Source organism: Pantoea sp. M_10, assembly GCF_008631515.1.
Lineage (GTDB): Bacteria > Pseudomonadota > Gammaproteobacteria > Enterobacterales > Enterobacteriaceae > Pantoea > Pantoea anthophila.
Window position 1 is genome coordinate 1,356,237 of the sequence record NZ_VWUL01000001.1, and the last position, 16,522, is coordinate 1,372,758.

Here is a 16,522-nt window from a genome sequence, read left to right on the forward strand (position 1 = left end):
AACCTCGCCCGTTTTTATTACGGCTCTTCGATTTGGGTCACGTGCAGCGTGGTCTTATCCCCTTTCCCCTGCACCTTGCCGCTGACCCGCACTTTGTCTTCCGCAGTGTAGGTCTTACCATCAAAGGTTTTCTTCGGCGCGATAATCGGTAACGTCCCGGTGTTGTCGCGGAACTGATAACGTTCACCCTGCTCTTTCTTCACGATGTAGCCTTCCAGCGTCACGTAACCGCCCTGACGGAAGTCGCGGATCTGATCGATATGCGTCTGACCGGTATCCTCAGAGCCTTTATAGCCCGCATCCTGCTTGTGCTGTGGCGGTGGCGTTTCGCCCGCTTTGTATCCACCCTCTTCCGCTGCAACGCCCGCGCTCACCATCACCAGCAATGACGCTAAAATCACTTTTTTCATTTCACACTCCTTTATTGGAAAGGTGTCCATGTTGAACCTTCAGGGTTAAGCCTGGCACATTAATTGGCGATCGTTTTATTTCACCCTTCTCTTCTCACCTTTTTCCGTTTGCTGCCGATAACCTTTACACACCCTATTTCACCAGCTGCGTTAACGCAGAGGCAACCATGGATAATTTTCAAAAAGAGATTGATGAAAGAGCGAACCTCGCGTTATCGAACAAGTTTGAGCTGCTGCTTTTTCGCTTAGGTTCCGATCAGCTGAAAGGCAAGTCCGAGCTGTTTGGCATTAACGTCTTCAAGCTGCGTGAAATTGTGCCGATGCCGGCCATCACCAAAGCCGCTGGCATGCGGTCGCCGCTGCTGGGGATGGCGAGTATTCGGGGTCAGTTCATTCCGGTCATCGACCTGCCTGCTGTGGCCGGTTGTGTGCCGGAAACCGGCCTTAACCTGCTGCTGGTGACCGAGTATGCCCGCAACACTCAGGCGTTTGCCGTTGAGTCCGTTGAAAACATCGTGCGTCTCGACTGGAGCCAGGTTCACACCGCGGAAGCGGGTATCGGCGGTCGCAACATCACCAGTATCGCCTGTCTGGACAGTGACAAGCAGAGCAATGAGCTGGCGATGGTGCTGGACGTTGAGCAAATCCTGTATGACATCATTCCGTCGGTGCGCGGCGTTGAGCCAGAAGCGGCGCGACCACGCACGTTCAACTATCGCCCCGGCGCCGTTGCGATTGTGGCAGAGGATTCCAAAGTGGCGCGTCAGCTGCTGGAACAGGGCCTGAAGAGTATGGGCATCCCGGCGCTGATGTATAACACTGGCCTGGAAGCCTGGGAAAAAATTAAGCAGATGAGCCAGGACGCGCAGGCAGCAGGCGAGTCGATCCATGACAAAATTGCTCTGGTGCTGACCGATCTGGAGATGCCGGAAATGGATGGCTTTACGCTGACCCGCAACATCAAGCGTGACCCGATTCTGAAGTATCTGCCGGTGGTGATTCACTCCTCCCTCTCCGGCAGCGCCAACGAAGATCACGTGCGCAAAGTCGGTGCCGATGGCTACGTGGCGAAGTTTGAGCTGAACGAACTGTCAGACGTGATTTTCAACGTTCTCGACGCGGCCCGCTAAGCGAATGCGGGCACATTCGCCCGCATTTACGGCTCACCTGACAAGGAACCGACTATGCACATTGAAACCTTACCCGTTACCCCTGCTCGCCAGAAGCTGCTGCGTGGCCGTTTACGCCAGCTGGCATGGATTACCGCCGTTACCCTGAGCCTCGCATTCTGGGCTGGCCTCTACTTTTTGATTTTCTGACGTTTAAGCCATTGCTTAAACCGGGCTGTCAGCGTTTCTGCTGACAGCCCTTTTTTTTGTCTTAATTTCGCTGCTCAATCATTGTTCATTTTTTCTGATGCTTAGACCCGATTATTTATTCACGCAACGTTATTACTTAAAAAATATTAAAGGTACATCTGCGCACTCCGATAACTGTATGCGCGAGACCCCCTTTTTGTCTGCGGTCCTGGCCTCAGGCATCAGCAAGGCACTGCGCACAACGGCAAGGCACCTGATTGTTGATAACTCATTGATTAATATTAATACGGGAAGAGATTATGTTCATTATCAGTAATATGAAGGTGGGAATACGGCTCGCTGCAGCCTTTGGTATTATTGTCACGCTGCTGATTGTCATCGGCGTAACCTCGATAACGAGGATTAACAGTATTAATACGGCGATCGCCTCGATCGTTGACGATCGTTATGTAAAGGTCCGGCTGGCCTTTGATGTGCGCGACGGTGTTAACGATCAGATTAAATATCTGCGCGGCATGGTGATCGACACGCTGCACCCGGAAAAGAATGCGAAACGCTTTGGTCAGCTGGAAGAGGCGACACAACGCACTAACAACGCCATGAAGAAGATCGAGGCCATTCAGGTCACGCCGGTGGGTAAGAAAAAGATCGCCGGTCTTCTCGCTTCATCGCTGGCCTTCGAAAAGGTGAAAGCCGAGCTGATGGCACTGGTACAGGCGGGTAATTTTGACGCTGCCAGCACCTATGTGCTGCAATCCATGACCGCCACACAGAATAAATTCCTGCAGGACGCCATCAATTTTGCCAACTCCCAGGACGCGCAGCTGCGCAGTGAGGGTCAGGGCATTATGGATAATGGCCAGTCGGCTATTACGGTCACGCTGATTTTCTCCGCCCTGGCGATTCTGGCTTCCATTGTGCTGGGCTACTTCCTGACCCGCTCTATCGTGCGTCCGCTGGTGGCGGCGGTTGACGTGGCTGAACGTGTTGCCGCAGGCGATCTGAGTTCGCAGATGCAGGTCACCTCGCGTGATGAGACCGGCATTCTGATGCAGGCGCTGCAGCGGATGAACGACAACCTGCTCTCTATTGTGACCGAAGTGCGCACCGGCTCCGACACGATCGCGGTGGCCTCGAATCAGATCTCCAGCGGCAACCTCGATCTCTCTACCCGTACCGAACAGCAGGCCAGCTCGCTGGAGGAGACCGCATCGGCCATGGAGCAGATGACTTCGACGGTGAAGCACAACGCCGATAATGCGCGTGAAGCCAATCATCTGGTGTCGGCAACCTCCAGCGTGGCGCGTGAAGGCGGCGTGGTGATGGAGCAGGTGATTGAAAAAATGGAAGCGATCGCCCTCTCCTCACGGAAAATTGTCGATATCATCAGCGTTATCGACTCCATCGCTTTTCAGACTAATATTCTCTCTCTGAACGCGGCGGTTGAAGCGGCACGTGCGGGCGAGCAGGGTCGCGGTTTTGCGGTGGTTGCGACGGAAGTGCGCAATCTGGCGCAGCGTTCAGCGTCAGCGGCAAAAGAGATCAAAGTGCTGATTGAGGACTCTGTCGCAAAAGTCGATGAGGGCAGCAAGCTGGTCACACATGCGGGTTCTACTATCGGGGAGGTGGTGAACAGCGTGCAGAGCGTGGCGAACATCATGAGCGAAATCACTATCGCCAGCAGCGAACAGAGCAGCGGCATCAGTGAAATCAACCAGGCGATAACCCAGATGGAAGCTGTGACCCAGCAGAACGCCGCGCTGGTACAGGAAGCCTCAGCCGCGTCACAGGCGCTGCAGGATCAGGCAGAGCGGATGGCACAGGCCATGAGCGTGTTTAACACCGGTAAACTCTCCATGCAGCCGGTACTGCGTTAACGCCCGAAGCGGCCTGCTGCGGCGGGCCTGTTTCCGGGTCGGGCAACAGCATATACAAAAAAGGCTGCCAGAGGCAGCCTTTTATTACTGTAAATGCAACAACGCTATATGGCTCACTAGCCTGTCAGAGTGCGCGAGGCTGGCTCTGAATCGCAATCCTTGCCGTGTTCACCTGAACAACAACAGATTTGCAGAAAATGCATTTCGCTCCATGCGGGTTGGCTCTTGTGACATCAAAATGTGATGTACGAAACTGTGAGCCATGACAGTGTGGACATTTAAAAGTAATTTTCAGTCCTTAGAGACCAACAACGTTCGCAGCAGCTGGGCCTTTAGCGCCATTTTCTACTGTGAATTCAACTTGCTGACCTTCGTCTAATGAACGGAAATCGGTGCCCTGGATTGCAGAGAAGTGTACGAATACATCTTTGCTGCCGTCCTGAGGAGAGATGAAACCGAAGCCTTTCTCTGCGTTAAACCATTTAACGGTACCGCGAATTTTGTTAGACATGCTTAAATCCTTAATATATCGAGCCTTCCGGCATAATGGCCTGAGAACAGATTTTAATCAGAACGTAAGAGAAGACTCAAAAAGAAGGGATGTCTCGCGACAAACTTAGAGATGAGAACTGCTTTGGTTACTTACTTTGATAGTGTCTGTTAATCAAACCGACGATTCATTAAGCCACACTTAACCAGGTGGCGCAAGCCGCAATTGAAATTAATCTCAAATTGTGCGGCCGCCCGTTTCAGCGGGCCGGCATGCGGGGAAACGTCTCAGCGATGCGTCCCGCATGCCACTCTTCTGCTCTGTCTGCCAGCGTGATTCAGGGTGCCAGATCGCCATTCAGCTCGCTCAGCAGGCTATTGCGCATCCCACCCTCATCAATGGGATCGAGGTTAAGCCAGGTCAGCGTCTGACGACGGCTTTTCTCATCATAATCGGAGTAGACGCCATGAATATCGCCCTTCTCCGGCGAGTAGAGGATGGCAATCGTCTGCGCCGGGCAGTTGTGTGGCTTACATCCCGACAGCGCCTGATACTTCACCCCCTTAATGGTGACCTCCGTGGCCGGGGTACTGGTGCCGCCCTGCTTAACCCATGCCGGAAAAGCGTGTCCCGCGATGAGCTTGTGATACGCCTGGCCGGTCTGTTTGTTCTGGATAAAATCAAACAGATACACTGGGGCCGCGGCACTCGCGAACAGCGGAACGGCAGCCAGCACCGCCGCGATAACGCCTCTTTTCATCCTCTTTTTCTCCTCATATCTGGGTTTTATCTGCGCTGACCATGACCTTATCGGTTTTACCGCGCGCTGTCAGTATCGCCGGGGTGCCGTTACGGTTTCTGACGGCCGATCAAAAAAAGGGCGAGGCCGGAGCCTCGCCCAAAACATGCCGATCATCAATCGTAGTAAGGGACCTTGCGGTCAACGCCGTTGATATTGATCAGCACAAACCCCGTTGGCGCGGTCTTGTTGGCGGGTGTTCCCGCTGCGGTAGCGAGTGTAACCACGCCTTTTTCGTTGGCCCCGATGCCCGCCAGTCCGTTGTGCATGCCGAAGCGTGCCGCGGGTTTCAGAGAGCCGACTTTGGTGACGTCTGTCACCACGGACATGTCGGACTGGAACAGCGAGCAGGAGCCGGTGTCGAAACGGGTCGGCCCGGTGGTCTTCAGGTTGAACATCGTCTCGCCGCTGTTGGCTTTCAGCTTGACCCAGATAACGGCATAGGTGGTCCCTACCCGGCCATAGCGGATGTCCAGCACCGACGGCTGCCCCATGTGGTACGCATCGGCCCAGACCGTCTCCAGACGCTGCAGGTTGATCAGCGTCTTACCCGTACCGACGACGTTAACCGGCGAACCCGCGGTGCCAGAGGGCGTGGTGGCGTCCGCTTTCCCGATTAACTCCATCACCCACTGCTGGTTAGGCGCCGGGAAATAGAGCTGACCCAGCCGATACCAGTTATCGGTGTCGGTGTTGTTCACCACTTTATAGCCGCTGTAATAGCCAGCACGCAGCGAACCGGTCAGGAAGGAGCCGTAGTTTTCATCCCGACGATAGCCATATTCAAAGGTCGACAGCCACTTATTGCCGGCCACGTCATTGGTGATTTTCGCCCCGGCCTGCAGGTTGATATGACGCATCAGGACGCGGGCATTGTTGAGATTGAGCGGCGTGCCGCAATCTTCAATGTTGAGCGTATCGATGGTCCAGCCGCCGTCCGACAGATCCCCCGGGTTAGTGGTGTGCTCAATCCAGACGTTGCGCATGATCCCCTGGGTCACTCGCGGCATATAGAGCGTGGCGTCACCATAGCCCGACTGGAAGTTGGCGTTGCACAACTCAATCGCAGTTGAGTGGTCCCAGTTCCCCTTCGGGGTGTTTGACCAGCCAACATCAAACACGCGTGAGAAGGTGCTTGAGCTGTAGACCTGATCAAACTTACTGTCGAGCGTATCCTGCAGCTTAAAGACGGTCCCGCCGGTGCTTTGCGCCTTGAAGCAGAAGATATTGACGATCTGGCCGCCCACAATCGTGTTTTCAAAGAACGGCTGAACGTTGCTGCACTGCTCTGGCGTGACGGTGACTTTGGCAGTGGTGTCGACGGTTCCGGCATTAGCCTGTCCATGCCAGCAGATGCCTTTGATGACGATCCGGCGCGCATTAACCTTAAACACCGTATTGGCGCTTTTGTCGGAAATGATGGTGGTACGCGGTGACGATCCGAGATCGCTGTCATCACCCTGAATACCAAAAAACGCCGTCTCCGTCGCGCTGAGATCGATGGGTGAAATCAGGAAGCGGCCACCCGGAAAACGCACCGGCAGCGATTTCACGTAGGTGTTATAGCTCTGAGTCCATGCCAGCATCCGCATAAAGGCGTCGGTATCATCGGTAACACCATCCCCTTTCGCGCCGAAGTGCAGGATATTCACTTCAGTGGGATCGTTGATGGTGCGCTTCCAGTAGAAACCGTTCCCCACCGCCACCGTACCCCCATCATCCTTCAGCGGGGTGGTGCTGAGGAAGCCGACAAAATCAGCGCCGCCACGGAAGCTGGAATCTTTGTCGTAATAGCGTTTCAGGCTCGCCACTTCACCTGATTTTGGTGGGACTGTGGTACGCAGTTCAGCAAAAGAGTTAACTTCGATCATAGAATCCTCCTCAGGATTATTGGGATAGCGCGCTGACCATCAGCGCACTACTTCGCCGCAGCCGGATGGCCGCAAAGGGTGTCCCACATGTCGTTGTGGGTGTTGATGGCGCGCACCGTACGAACGTCCATTTTTTGCGCGTCATCGCCGTAGGTATAAAGAGGGGAAAAAAGAACGCAGGCAGAGTCGGTGATCGCCACCGGCTCAGGGTTTGTGGTATTTCGACTGCTGCAGCTTGTCGCGAGCAGCAGCGTCATCAAGGCTGTGGTTATCAGTCGCCACACGGTTAGCCTCCTCGCGGTTATGTTGTTGCTGTTGCGCCACCGCAGTCACGCGGGCCGCCTCCTGTTGCGCGTTATCGACGTCGTTCCGCGCTTTTTGCTGCACTTTGCCCACTTTCCTGCCACCAAAATAAGTGGCTCCCAGGGCCGCAATAACGGCGGCCAGCGCGGCAAGCCAGTGCCAGCCGCCGCCCAGTAATGTTGTAATCAGCGTCATGGCTGCGTTCCTCCGGCCTTCTGCTTCTCGTTCAGCAGGTTTTTCTGACGAACAAACTGGGCGATGACGCCCATCGCCACCATGAAGGCGCCGACCAGCCCCAGATAGTTGTGCGGCAGAATCGTTTTGACGTCCTCCGGCAGCACGCTCCAGGCATCAACGGCGGCAGAAGGAAAGGATTGCGCCCAGGCGCTGAGCATCGATCCCAGCGACGCCAGCCAGACTGACCAGGTTCTGAAGAGCAGGCGGGCGTGCGAGACAAACTGGAGGGTGGTGAAACGCTGCAACAGCAGCAGGATGATGATCGCCGTCAGCACGGCGACCAGAAACATGAGCCATCTCATAGCAACCCCCTGTAAACCGCATAGGTTCCGCTGCGCATCATCTCGGCGTGACGTCTGGCCCGGCCCGGTGTCTGACGGGCCCACAGGCTGTTCATCATCGCGTCCGCCGCCTCATCAAACTTCTCAGCCACAATGGCGCTGAGCATGTTTTTAAACTGCATGACCCCGTCGACGCCCAGCTGATACGCCATGCTCAGCAACACATCGGTGCGGGCGTCATTGCACTTTGCCAGCGCGTTACGCAGCAGTTCCCGGCTCTGCATCTCCTGAATTTTGTTTTCGAGAATGCACTGCTTCCAGACATCCCCGACGCGCCGTGGCACCCGAAACGCATAGTTGTTCAGCGAGGCGCCCTTGGGTCCGATGCGGATGCCACCGGCCACCGTGGGGAACCCCAGCGTGTCGAGGTAAGGCGCGTCGACATACCCTTCTTCAAAGTTCAGTACTGCGATTATCTGGCTCATAACGACTCCTCAATGACGGGTTAAACCCATTCAGCCCTGTGAACAGAAATACATAACGCCCACTGATCATTACCTTGTCCGGCGCAGCAGAATGCCCTGCTCACCCTGCAGCAAAACTGAACAGTAATTCAGCAGATTACGCCCAGCGAAAGCTGGAGAACGCAAAGCGTTATCCGGAACGAAAAGGTGTGTTTTTTTGCGCTTCAGCTCACGGCGTAGAGATGGACGTGAGGCAGACAGCAGTTGTCGAAAGCGGGAGTCTCTTTGCTGATGATGCGGGGTGCAGTAATCGCGCGATCCACGCGCGGGATAACCTGACGCTGGCAGATTTGTTCTGCGCGCCGCAGGGCAGGTGTTTCAGCTGGAGAGTTCAGGGCCTGGTCGATACTCTGTTTCAGGCTGCTGAGAGGTTGGCGCCGCCGATGGCGACGAGTACGTGCGTTGCCCATAAAAACGCTTTTGCCATAGTGAATTATCGCCATAACTCCTCCTGTGAATGAGTCTTTGGCGATGGGGTGGCAGGCGCGAGCTTTCGGCGAACCGAACGGGCCCGAATGTCGCGATTCACGATCGCACGCTCGCCCCCCGGCTGCGTGAGCAGCCAGGTGGAAAGTAAGCGAAGGGGAAATAAACGGCATCTGACGACGCTGCATTTTGCGCATCCACCCCATCCCAAAGTTCACTGACTTTTGGGTGGTATGATTCGCGCTTGTGCAGCGCCTCAATTGTTTAAGAGCGGCTCATCCCTGAAAGAACGGCGTTGTTCATCCATATCCAAATTATTAACAGGTTCTTATGCATTATCAAACACTGTTGGTTAATTTTTTATTTACCGCTGGTTAAATTTATGAATTTATGCCGATTATTTTTTTGCGGCCCGCCTGAGAAACGCCATAAAGGCGGGCTCAGCCGAGGATTTGATACTGTCGCGCCTGGCTCATAATCACTTTTGCCAGAACCTTCAGGCTGGTGACGTCATCATGATTGAGATACCAGGTCTCATAACGTTTATTGTCTGATATCACAGCAATTTTCTTGTGCTGAAGTTGCAGACGCTTGAGGTAGAGCTGCTCATCAAGGGTAAAGATGTAGATGCCGTCGCCATCAAACATCCGCACGCTGATATCGACAAACAGCTGATCGCGCGGCGCAAAGGTGTCCGCCATCGAGTCGCTGTTAATCGCGATTAACCGGATGTTTTCCGCCGGGCGACCGTTGAACAGCACCCGCGCCTCATCCGGACCATATTCGATCGCCTGGATGGTTTCGACAAACTCGTCCCGCGCGGGCAGGCCCGCCGCGCTGCGCTGACCAATGTCCAGACTGTCCACCCGGAACACATTTTTCCGGGCGGCAAACGTGTTCAGCGTCACCGGCTCTGCGGGTTGATCCATCCCATATTGCAGCCACTCCACCCGGACGCCCAGCAGCTCACTGAGCGCCAGTAAGTTGCCATCATCAGGCACTGACTGCGCGTTAAACCACTTCCACACTCCCGGCGTTGAAATTTTACAGCCCTGCTTCTGCAGGGCGCTGGCAACCTGTTTGTTCCGTCCATGTCCGGCAATGCCGGCACTCTCACAGGCCGCTATCAGCCTGGCGGTGAAAGCTTGTTTTGTACTTTCTTTTTTAACCATTAGTTAATAATCAGCCATAGAAGAGATACTGGATGTTATTTTCGTTATTGCTACCAGTTCATTTTATATTACCGCTCGTTTACTACCTAACCGCTTTATCAAGCGTTCCTGATTATCATTATCCGCTTCAGCCTGCGACGGGACAAAAAATATTGCCTCAGGCCGCATAGCGCCTTGTGTTTCAGGAATGTTCCGTAAGAAATTGCGTGAAATTCAGCCAGCAATCTGGCCTGCGATAAGGTGACCGGAACGGAATTGAAACTGAAGCGCAGAAAATCCTATCTTTCACTGGCCCGAAAAAGAGACGCTAAAAAAAACGGGAGCCTGTGAAAGACTCCCGTTTTGTTAAAAATTATCGCAATTATGAGCGGAGCGTATCGTCGCCCCAGGCTATCCATTTATAGGTGGTCAGCGCCTCTAATCCCATCGGACCGCGCGCATGCAGTTTCTGTGTACTCACCGCCACTTCAGCCCCCAGACCGAACTGCCCGCCATCGGTGAAGCGGGTGCTGGCGTTGACATAGACGGCTGACGAGTCAACCTGGCGTACAAAGCGCATCGCCTTGCGGGTATCACGGGTCAGAATGGCATCCGAGTGCTGCGTGCCGTGCGTGCGGATGTGATCTATCGCCTCATCCATATTCGCTACTAACCGGACGTTGAGATCCAGCGACAGCCACTCGTCGTCATACTGCTGCGGATTGACCAGCGAGACCGATGCCGGCCCCTGCTGCAGCTGCGTCAGCACGTTACTGTCAGCATGCAGCGCGATCGCCTCCTGCGCCATACGCGCGCTGAAAGCGGGCAGGAAGCGATCGGCCATAGCCTGATCCACCAGCAGGGTCTCCAGTGAGTTACAGGCGCTGGGACGCTGTTTCTTGGCGTTAACGATCAGATCAAGCGCCGGTTCGATCGCCATCGTCTCATCAATGTAGATATGGCAGACGCCGATGCCGCCGGTGATCACCGGAATGGTGGAGTTTTCCCGGCACAGCTTGTGCAGGCCGGCTCCGCCGCGCGGGATCAGCATATCGACGTAGCGATCCAGCTTCAGCAGCTGATTCACCAGTTCACGATCGGGGTTCTCAATGGCCTGAACAATTGCCGCCGGTAGCCCGTGCTGTTGCAGCGCCTTCTGGATCACCCGCACGGTGGCCGCATTGGTGCGCCAGGTCTCTTTTCCGCCGCGCAGAATCGCGGCGTTACCGGTTTTCAGGCAGAGGCTGGCAACATCCACGGTGACGTTTGGTCGCGCCTCATAAATCACGGCCACCACACCCAGCGGCACACGACGACGTTCGATGCGCAACCCGCTGTCGAGCTGCCCGCCATCAATGAGCTGGCCGACAGGATCGGCGAGCTGGCAGACTTTGCGCACATCGCTGGCAATGCTGCTCAGCCGCTCCGGATTGAGCGTCAGCCGATCCATCAGCGCGGCGCTCATGCCATTCTGACGCGCATCGGCTAAGTCCAGCGCGTTAGCCGCCAGAATCTCAGCGCTTTCCGCCTCCAGATAGTCGGCAATGGTCATCAGCACCTGATTCTTCTCTGCCGTCGACAGATCGGCCACGGTATACGCTGCGGCACGCGCCGCTTTTCCCATCTCTTCAAGCATTGTCCGCTCCTTAACTGACGATCATGTCGTCGCGGTGAACCGCCACCGGGCCATATTCATAACCCAGAATGTCGCTGATCTGCTGGCTGTGATGCCCGGCGATCATCCGCATTGCGTCGCTGTTGTAGCGTGAAACCCCATGGGCGATGTCCCTGCCCTGCAGGCTGCGAATGCGGATCACTTCACCGCGCGAGAAATTTCCCTGAATGGCGCGGATCCCTTTCGGCAGCAGCGAGCTGCCGCGTTCGATAATGGCCGCCAGCGCACCATCATCGACGGTCAGCTCACCGGCCGGGGGTGCCCCAAAAATCCAGCGCTTGCGGTTTTCCAGCGGCGATTGCTGCGCATGGAAGCGCGTGCCCACCGGTTTCCCCTCAATCACATCGCTGATCACGCCGGTGCGGCTGCCTGACGCGATGATGACGTCGATGCCGGCGCGGCAGGCCACATCCGCGGCCTGAAGCTTGGTTGACATTCCACCGGTGCCCAGCCCGGAGACGCTGCCGCCCGCTAAGGAACGTAACGCGTCATCAATCACATGGACATCACTGATCAGCTCAGCGTCGGGATTATTGCGCGGATCGGCGGTGAACAGTCCCTGCTGATCGGTCAGCAGCAGCAGCTTGTCGGCCCCGCCAAGCATCGCCGCCAGCGCCGAGAGATTGTCGTTGTCGCCCACTTTGATTTCCGCGGTGGCGACGGCGTCATTCTCGTTGATGACCGGCACAATGTGATTGTCCAGCAGCGCACGCAGCGTGTCGCGGGCATTGAGGAAGCGTTCGCGGTCTTCCATGTCGGCGCGGGTCAGAAGCATCTGGCCGATATGGATACCGTAGATAGAGAAAAGCTGTTCCCACAGCTGAATCAGACGGCTCTGCCCCACCGCAGCCAGCAGCTGCTTTGAGGCGATGGTCGGCGGCAGTTCGGGGTAGCCCAGATGTTCGCGTCCGGCGGCCATTGCGCCGGAGGTGACGATCACAATGCGGTGGCCTGCGGCGTGCTGCTGCGCACACTGCCGAACCAGTTCCACCATGTGCGCCCGATTTAACCGGCGCGATCCGCCGGTAAGAACGCTGGTACCCAACTTGACCACTAAGGTCTGACTGCCACTCATATTTCCTGCCGTAGTGAAAAATTTTTACGAAAGGACGTTTTAACAGGAGTCGATAAGGAAGCCAACAGCCAGCGGGGGAAAAGCACGAAATTACGCGGACAAGGGCGTAGACCAAAAGTTCACCGTTAACAAGAAATCAGGAAAAGCGTCATAAAAAGTTCATCTCGGACGGGTAAAAAGTCGGTGCTTTACAAAAACTTTCATTTTTTTACGGCGTTCACACGGCGCTCACATTGGGATTGATAGCAAATGAAGAAAAGCACACTGGCCATGCTCCTCTCTACGCTGATGCTGGCTTCTGCCGCGCAGGCTGCCGAAATCTATAACAAAGATGGCAACAAGCTGGACTTATACGGCAAAGTGAAAGCGGAACATTACTTCAGCGATAACGCCAGCGCAGATGGTGACAAGTCCTATACCCGTATCGGCTTTAAAGGTCAGACACAGATTAATGACCTGATGACCGGTTATGGTCAGTGGGAATATCAGTACAACGTCAATAACTCCGAAGGCAGCGACGCCAACAATGGCAACAAAACCCGCCTCGGTTTTGCCGGTCTGAAATTTTCGCAGTACGGTTCGGTGGACTATGGCCGCAACTACGGTGTGCTGTATGACGTTGAGGCCTGGACCGACGTGTTTCCGGAATTTGGCGGTGACGGTACGGCCCGTTCAGATAACTTCATGACTCAGCGCGCCACCGGCGTCGCCACTTACCGTAATAACAACTTCTTTGGTCTGGTGGATGGACTGAAATTTGCGCTGCAGTATCAGGGCAAAAACGACGCCACCAGCGCCAACAGCCGCACCGATATTAACCGTCAGAACGGCGACGGTTACGGCGCCTCACTGGGCTATGCGCTGGGTGATAGCGGCGTGAGCCTGATGAGTGCCATCACCTCCTCTGACCGTACTAACCAGCAGCAGGCGCGCGCCTATGGCGGCGGTGACCGTGCCGACTCCTGGGGCGCAGGCGTGAAGTATGATGCCAACAGCGTCTACCTGGCGGCGATCTACACCGACACCCGTAACATGACGCCAATTAGTGGCACCAACCGCAACACGGGTGCCTCCGTTGCGGGCGCAGCCAACAAAGCGCAGAACATCGAACTGGTGGCGCAGTATCAGTTCGATTTCGGCCTGCGTCCGTCTATTGGCTATGTGCAGACCAAAGGCAAAGATATCGAAAACGGTATCGGCGATGTGGATCTGGTGAAATATATCGACGTCGGTGCGACCTATTACTTCAACAAAAATATGTCGGCCTTCGTGGATTACAAAATCAACCAGCTGGATGATGACAACGCGCTGTCGCTCAACAACGATGACATCGTCGCGGTGGGGATGACTTACCAGTTCTGATGTGGCGGTTGCACGCTGGTCACAGCATAAAAAAGGGCGAGTTTTCACTCGCCCTTTTGTTGTTAATCAATCTGACTCAGGCTGCGGTGAGATCGAGCCCGCTCAGGGAACCGGGTCAGAACGGAAAGTCGCTTAAGCCAATCCCTGGCCGCTCGGCCCGCGCCGTCCGTGGCGCGGGACGCTTTCCTTTTCTGACCCGGTTCCCTGCGCATCAGGTTTCGTTATCGCGGCCAGTTTCACTCTGCTTCAGGCTTCTCAGCACGCTGACGACGAGGTCAGGCCGCCCTTTTCCGCTGACTCAGGCGCTCAGCTTCACCGGTTTCTCATCGAAGTCGCTGGCCGGAATAAGGTCCAGATCTAACTCCTTCAGCATCGCCTTCAGACGGGTATGGAAGTTACGTAAGGTCTCCTCCACGCGCGCCGTGTTCTCTTTGCCCTTGATGGTTGCCACCGACCAGTCACCCTCTTTATCGAACAGGCCGATGTGGTAGACATAGGTAAAGTGGTCAGCCTGCGCTTCCAGTTCCATCCACCAGCCCCAGAACTCACGCAGTTCCGGTGCGGGTTTCACATTAACGCAGGCAGCCAGGCAGTCGAAGAAGAAACGGGTTTCGCCACATTTCCCATCGCGAATATAAGGCCCAAGCTCGGTAAAACGCTTAAGCAGGCGACTGCGGGGATGACCACTTGGTAACGTCATGCTGATTCTCCATTGGTTTTGACCGCTATACAGCCCTGATTTCCGGGTAGCCCGGAAAAATTCCGCTACTAGTTGTAGCAAACAGTGAAAATTTTGCCAGTTACCTTTTTAAACGCTTCTCCAGCCAGTCGCAAATCTCATTCAGCGCTTTGTCGAAACTGGCCATCACCGGCTTCACCGGAATCAGCAGGGCTTTCCCGTCCGATGAGGAGCGGGCGATCAGCCTGCTCTCCTCCTCCGGGCTGAAGAGGTCGTTTTGCCAGTAGCCCGAAAGCATCGGCGTGGGCGTGCGACGTCCCAGCAGTCCCTGAGTTTTCAGCGAATAGCGATTGAGTTCGGTGCGCAGTGCGCTGTCAGAGGCGGTGGCCATGCCGAGACGGCTCGCCAGCATGTCCATGTACATATCCGGGATCTTATCCTGCAGCGCCGTCTGCGTCAGCAGCGCGTGTACAATCGGCCCCAGACAGGCAACGCCCCGCAGCCGCTGCGATTCAAGATAGGCCAGCCGAACGGCCACGTTGGCACCAAAGCGGTAACCAAACGCCGCCACACGCGTATGATCGACCCAGGGCACATTGGTCAGGTCACGCAGCACCTGCTGATGCAGGAAGCTGGTGTCCTGATTCAGCGTCCATTTCACCGAGTTACCCACGGACGGCACATCAATGGTCAGCATCGCGATGCCGCGAGGCGCCAGATAATCATGGAAAAGACGGTAGTGATCGCTCTGTAACGAGTCGAGCGCGCCGCAGAACAGCACGGTGGGATAAGGGGCTTCGACGCCGGGCGGCATGTGCAGAAAGCCGGTGACCGGGCTGCCGCCCGCGATGGCGAACGTCAGGGGTTTCAGTTCACCGGGCAGGCGCTGCGTCGCCTCTTCATAGGCGCGATTGGCCAGCGTCTGTGCCTGATCGGCCAGCTCATCCCCTTTTATGTAGGGATAGGCGGCGACGCTGTAAAGGTGCGCCGCATGCAGCCAGAAGTCGCCTGCCTCACTGTCGTTGCCAGATTCCAGCGCCTTCTGCTGCCAGATCCCCGCCTGTCTGCACCACTCGAAATGCCAGTTGCCGCTGCGAAAACCGATCACCGTATCGAGCAGCGTCTCATCGGTATGCTCGACCTTGCTGATGGCGATACGGGCCAGCACTTCGCTGATCTCCTGCGGCGTCAGGCCGCGCCAGGTCCACATCAGCTTATTCAGCATCCGATACCAGCCCCGCTGGCTCTCTCCATCCAGCGTGGAGTGCACATCCGGGGTGGCATGATGCTGACGACGCACCAGGGAAGAGGTTTCAGGATGTTTGAAGCGGGGTTTGAACAGCTCCTCGCTAAGGTTTTTGCTCGTCATTCTCACTTCTCCTGCAACAGAAACGGCGATGGCTAAGTGTACTGTACGGCAATTCGGGGTGCGAGGCTCAGAAAGCACAACGCCCGGAAAACCGGGCGTTGTGACGTGAGGGTATCGTAATCAGCTTTTTACAATCGGCGGGATGTAGACCAAGCCCATATCCCACGGCTGCTCGATCCAGGTATCCTGCGGGATATCGACGATGTAATCGTCAACCAGTGAACGGCCGGCCGGTTTTGCGAAAATGGTGCAGAAACGCGCTTTCGGGTACATCTCACGAATCGCCTGCGCCGTTCCGCCGGTGTCCACCAGGTCATCGATCACGATGAAGCCTTCACCGTCGCCTTCTGCGCGCTTCAGCACTTTCATTTCACGCTGATGATCGTGGTCATAGCTGGAGATGCAGACGGTATCGACATAGCGGATACCCAGTTCACGTGCCAGCAGCGAAGCCGGTACCAGACCGCCACGGCTCACCGCGATGATGCCTTTCCACTGTTCAACAGGCAGCAGACGCTGGGCGAGTTTACGGGCATGAATCTGAAGCATGTCCCAGGTGACGACGTATTTTTCGCTCATAGAATAGAAATCCCAGCCAACCGAAGTGGCTTAAAAATGTGCAACGGGGAAAAGGTTGCGCGAGATTATAAGGAGTTGACGCGCTAAAAACCAGC

The 16,522-nt window shown here is 55.7% G+C and carries 19 protein-coding genes; 4 read left to right on the forward strand and 15 right to left on the reverse strand.

Translation table 11 applies throughout. The features are described 5' to 3' along the window. Positions 1–17: 17 nt before the first annotated feature. A complete protein-coding gene (locus tag F3I47_RS06560) occupies positions 18–410 on the reverse strand; it encodes a YgiW/YdeI family stress tolerance OB fold protein (RefSeq protein ID WP_009091859.1) in 393 nt (130 codons plus the stop codon). A gap of 167 nt (positions 411–577) precedes the next feature. Here F3I47_RS06560 and F3I47_RS06565 point away from each other — a divergent pair, with 167 nt between their 5' ends. The 3 genes from F3I47_RS06565 (at position 578) to F3I47_RS06570 (ending at position 3,606) form a co-directional block, all read left to right on the forward strand. Next, the gene (locus F3I47_RS06565) at positions 578–1,540 is read left to right on the forward strand and encodes a chemotaxis protein (RefSeq protein WP_009091860.1); all 963 of its coding nucleotides are present in this window, start codon (positions 578–580) and stop codon (positions 1,538–1,540) included. A 54-nt stretch (positions 1,541–1,594) separates the two neighbouring features. Further along, positions 1,595–1,729, forward strand: a complete 135-nt coding sequence (locus F3I47_RS22610; protein WP_255348909.1) for a hypothetical protein — start codon at positions 1,595–1,597, stop codon at positions 1,727–1,729. Positions 1,730–2,028: 299 nt separating this feature from the next. Further along, positions 2,029–3,606: a methyl-accepting chemotaxis protein gene (locus F3I47_RS06570; RefSeq protein WP_150029331.1), complete on the forward strand. Its 1,578-nt coding sequence runs from the start codon at positions 2,029–2,031 to the stop codon at positions 3,604–3,606. Between the two features lie 124 nt (positions 3,607–3,730). On the opposite strand, the gene F3I47_RS22475 is transcribed toward F3I47_RS06570, so the two are convergent. From F3I47_RS22475 to proB, 11 genes are all read right to left on the reverse strand, one after another. Then, a complete protein-coding gene (locus F3I47_RS22475; protein ID WP_140028666.1) occupies positions 3,731–3,901 on the reverse strand; it encodes a cold-shock protein in 171 nt (56 codons plus the stop codon). A gap of 3 nt (positions 3,902–3,904) precedes the next feature. Then, positions 3,905–4,117: an RNA chaperone/antiterminator CspA gene (cspA, locus tag F3I47_RS06580; RefSeq protein ID WP_009091867.1), complete on the reverse strand. Its 213-nt coding sequence runs from the start codon at positions 4,115–4,117 to the stop codon at positions 3,905–3,907. Positions 4,118–4,433: 316 nt separating this feature from the next. Next, on the reverse strand, positions 4,434–4,856 hold the full coding sequence (locus F3I47_RS06585) for an Ivy family c-type lysozyme inhibitor (RefSeq protein ID WP_150029330.1): 423 nt from the start codon (positions 4,854–4,856) through the stop codon (positions 4,434–4,436). 155 nt (positions 4,857–5,011) lie between these two features. Beyond that, on the reverse strand, positions 5,012–6,766 hold the full coding sequence (locus tag F3I47_RS06590; RefSeq protein WP_150029329.1) for a glycosyl hydrolase family 28-related protein: 1,755 nt from the start codon (positions 6,764–6,766) through the stop codon (positions 5,012–5,014). 204 nt (positions 6,767–6,970) lie between these two features. After that, positions 6,971–7,264 carry a hypothetical protein gene (locus F3I47_RS06595; protein WP_009091873.1) on the reverse strand — a complete coding sequence of 98 codons (294 nt, stop codon included), beginning with the start codon at positions 7,262–7,264 and terminating at the stop codon, positions 6,971–6,973. Beyond that, positions 7,261–7,608: a hypothetical protein gene (locus F3I47_RS06600; RefSeq protein ID WP_046101313.1), complete on the reverse strand. Its 348-nt coding sequence runs from the start codon at positions 7,606–7,608 to the stop codon at positions 7,261–7,263. Before F3I47_RS06600 ends, F3I47_RS06595 begins: the two co-directional genes overlap by 4 nt. Next, the gene (locus tag F3I47_RS06605) at positions 7,605–8,072 is read right to left on the reverse strand and encodes a glycoside hydrolase family protein (RefSeq protein ID WP_009091877.1); all 468 of its coding nucleotides are present in this window, start codon (positions 8,070–8,072) and stop codon (positions 7,605–7,607) included. Before F3I47_RS06605 ends, F3I47_RS06600 begins: the two co-directional genes overlap by 4 nt. 203 nt (positions 8,073–8,275) lie before the next feature. Beyond that, a complete protein-coding gene (locus F3I47_RS06610; protein ID WP_009091881.1) occupies positions 8,276–8,554 on the reverse strand; it encodes a hypothetical protein in 279 nt (92 codons plus the stop codon). Between the two features lie 423 nt (positions 8,555–8,977). Beyond that, positions 8,978–9,709, reverse strand: a complete 732-nt coding sequence (locus tag F3I47_RS06615; RefSeq protein ID WP_009091882.1) for a S24 family peptidase — start codon at positions 9,707–9,709, stop codon at positions 8,978–8,980. Between the two features lie 361 nt (positions 9,710–10,070). After that, positions 10,071–11,324: a glutamate-5-semialdehyde dehydrogenase gene (proA, locus tag F3I47_RS06620; RefSeq protein WP_009091884.1), complete on the reverse strand. Its 1,254-nt coding sequence runs from the start codon at positions 11,322–11,324 to the stop codon at positions 10,071–10,073. 10 nt (positions 11,325–11,334) lie between these two features. Then, on the reverse strand, positions 11,335–12,438 hold the full coding sequence (gene proB / locus F3I47_RS06625) for a glutamate 5-kinase (protein WP_009091886.1): 1,104 nt from the start codon (positions 12,436–12,438) through the stop codon (positions 11,335–11,337). A gap of 249 nt (positions 12,439–12,687) precedes the next feature. Here proB and ompC point away from each other — a divergent pair, with 249 nt between their 5' ends. Further along, positions 12,688–13,800 carry a porin OmpC gene (gene ompC, locus F3I47_RS06630; protein ID WP_009091888.1) on the forward strand — a complete coding sequence of 371 codons (1,113 nt, stop codon included), beginning with the start codon at positions 12,688–12,690 and terminating at the stop codon, positions 13,798–13,800. A 298-nt stretch (positions 13,801–14,098) separates the two neighbouring features. Here ompC and crl read toward each other — a convergent pair whose 3' ends face one another. The 3 genes from crl to gpt all read right to left on the reverse strand — a co-directional run bounded on the left by crl (position 14,099) and on the right by gpt (position 16,427). Then, positions 14,099–14,500, reverse strand: coding sequence for a sigma factor-binding protein Crl (crl, locus tag F3I47_RS06635; protein ID WP_009091890.1), 402 nt, complete (start codon positions 14,498–14,500; stop codon positions 14,099–14,101). A gap of 100 nt (positions 14,501–14,600) precedes the next feature. Continuing rightward, complete coding sequence (frsA, locus tag F3I47_RS06640) at positions 14,601–15,848, reverse strand: esterase FrsA (protein WP_150029328.1); 1,248 nt, start codon at positions 15,846–15,848, stop codon at positions 14,601–14,603. 120 nt (positions 15,849–15,968) lie between these two features. Next, a complete protein-coding gene (gene gpt, locus F3I47_RS06645; RefSeq protein WP_150029327.1) occupies positions 15,969–16,427 on the reverse strand; it encodes a xanthine phosphoribosyltransferase in 459 nt (152 codons plus the stop codon). Between the last annotated feature and the right edge of the window lie 95 nt (positions 16,428–16,522).

What these genes read in the sequence shown, in the direction of transcription:
- proB (WP_009091886.1), bottom strand. Translation starts at nt 12,438, where the DNA reads ATGAGTGGCAGTCAGACCTTAGTGGTCAAGTTGGGTACCAGCGTTCTT.
- F3I47_RS06560 (WP_009091859.1), bottom strand. Translation starts at nt 410, where the DNA reads ATGAAAAAAGTGATTTTAGCGTCATTGCTGGTGATGGTGAGCGCGGGC.
- proA (WP_009091884.1), bottom strand. Translation starts at nt 11,324, where the DNA reads ATGCTTGAAGAGATGGGAAAAGCGGCGCGTGCCGCAGCGTATACCGTG.
- F3I47_RS06600 (WP_046101313.1), bottom strand. Translation starts at nt 7,608, where the DNA reads ATGAGATGGCTCATGTTTCTGGTCGCCGTGCTGACGGCGATCATCATC.
- F3I47_RS06595 (WP_009091873.1), bottom strand. Translation starts at nt 7,264, where the DNA reads ATGACGCTGATTACAACATTACTGGGCGGCGGCTGGCACTGGCTTGCC.
- F3I47_RS22610 (WP_255348909.1), top strand. Translation starts at nt 1,595, where the DNA reads ATGCACATTGAAACCTTACCCGTTACCCCTGCTCGCCAGAAGCTGCTG.
- F3I47_RS06610 (WP_009091881.1), bottom strand. Translation starts at nt 8,554, where the DNA reads ATGGCGATAATTCACTATGGCAAAAGCGTTTTTATGGGCAACGCACGT.
- F3I47_RS06615 (WP_009091882.1), bottom strand. Translation starts at nt 9,709, where the DNA reads ATGGTTAAAAAAGAAAGTACAAAACAAGCTTTCACCGCCAGGCTGATA.
- ompC (WP_009091888.1), top strand. Translation starts at nt 12,688, where the DNA reads ATGAAGAAAAGCACACTGGCCATGCTCCTCTCTACGCTGATGCTGGCT.
- gpt (WP_150029327.1), bottom strand. Translation starts at nt 16,427, where the DNA reads ATGAGCGAAAAATACGTCGTCACCTGGGACATGCTTCAGATTCATGCC.
- F3I47_RS06570 (WP_150029331.1), top strand. Translation starts at nt 2,029, where the DNA reads ATGTTCATTATCAGTAATATGAAGGTGGGAATACGGCTCGCTGCAGCC.
- F3I47_RS06585 (WP_150029330.1), bottom strand. Translation starts at nt 4,856, where the DNA reads ATGAAAAGAGGCGTTATCGCGGCGGTGCTGGCTGCCGTTCCGCTGTTC.
- crl (WP_009091890.1), bottom strand. Translation starts at nt 14,500, where the DNA reads ATGACGTTACCAAGTGGTCATCCCCGCAGTCGCCTGCTTAAGCGTTTT.
- F3I47_RS06605 (WP_009091877.1), bottom strand. Translation starts at nt 8,072, where the DNA reads ATGAGCCAGATAATCGCAGTACTGAACTTTGAAGAAGGGTATGTCGAC.
- cspA (WP_009091867.1), bottom strand. Translation starts at nt 4,117, where the DNA reads ATGTCTAACAAAATTCGCGGTACCGTTAAATGGTTTAACGCAGAGAAA.
- F3I47_RS06590 (WP_150029329.1), bottom strand. Translation starts at nt 6,766, where the DNA reads ATGATCGAAGTTAACTCTTTTGCTGAACTGCGTACCACAGTCCCACCA.
- F3I47_RS06565 (WP_009091860.1), top strand. Translation starts at nt 578, where the DNA reads ATGGATAATTTTCAAAAAGAGATTGATGAAAGAGCGAACCTCGCGTTA.
- frsA (WP_150029328.1), bottom strand. Translation starts at nt 15,848, where the DNA reads ATGACGAGCAAAAACCTTAGCGAGGAGCTGTTCAAACCCCGCTTCAAA.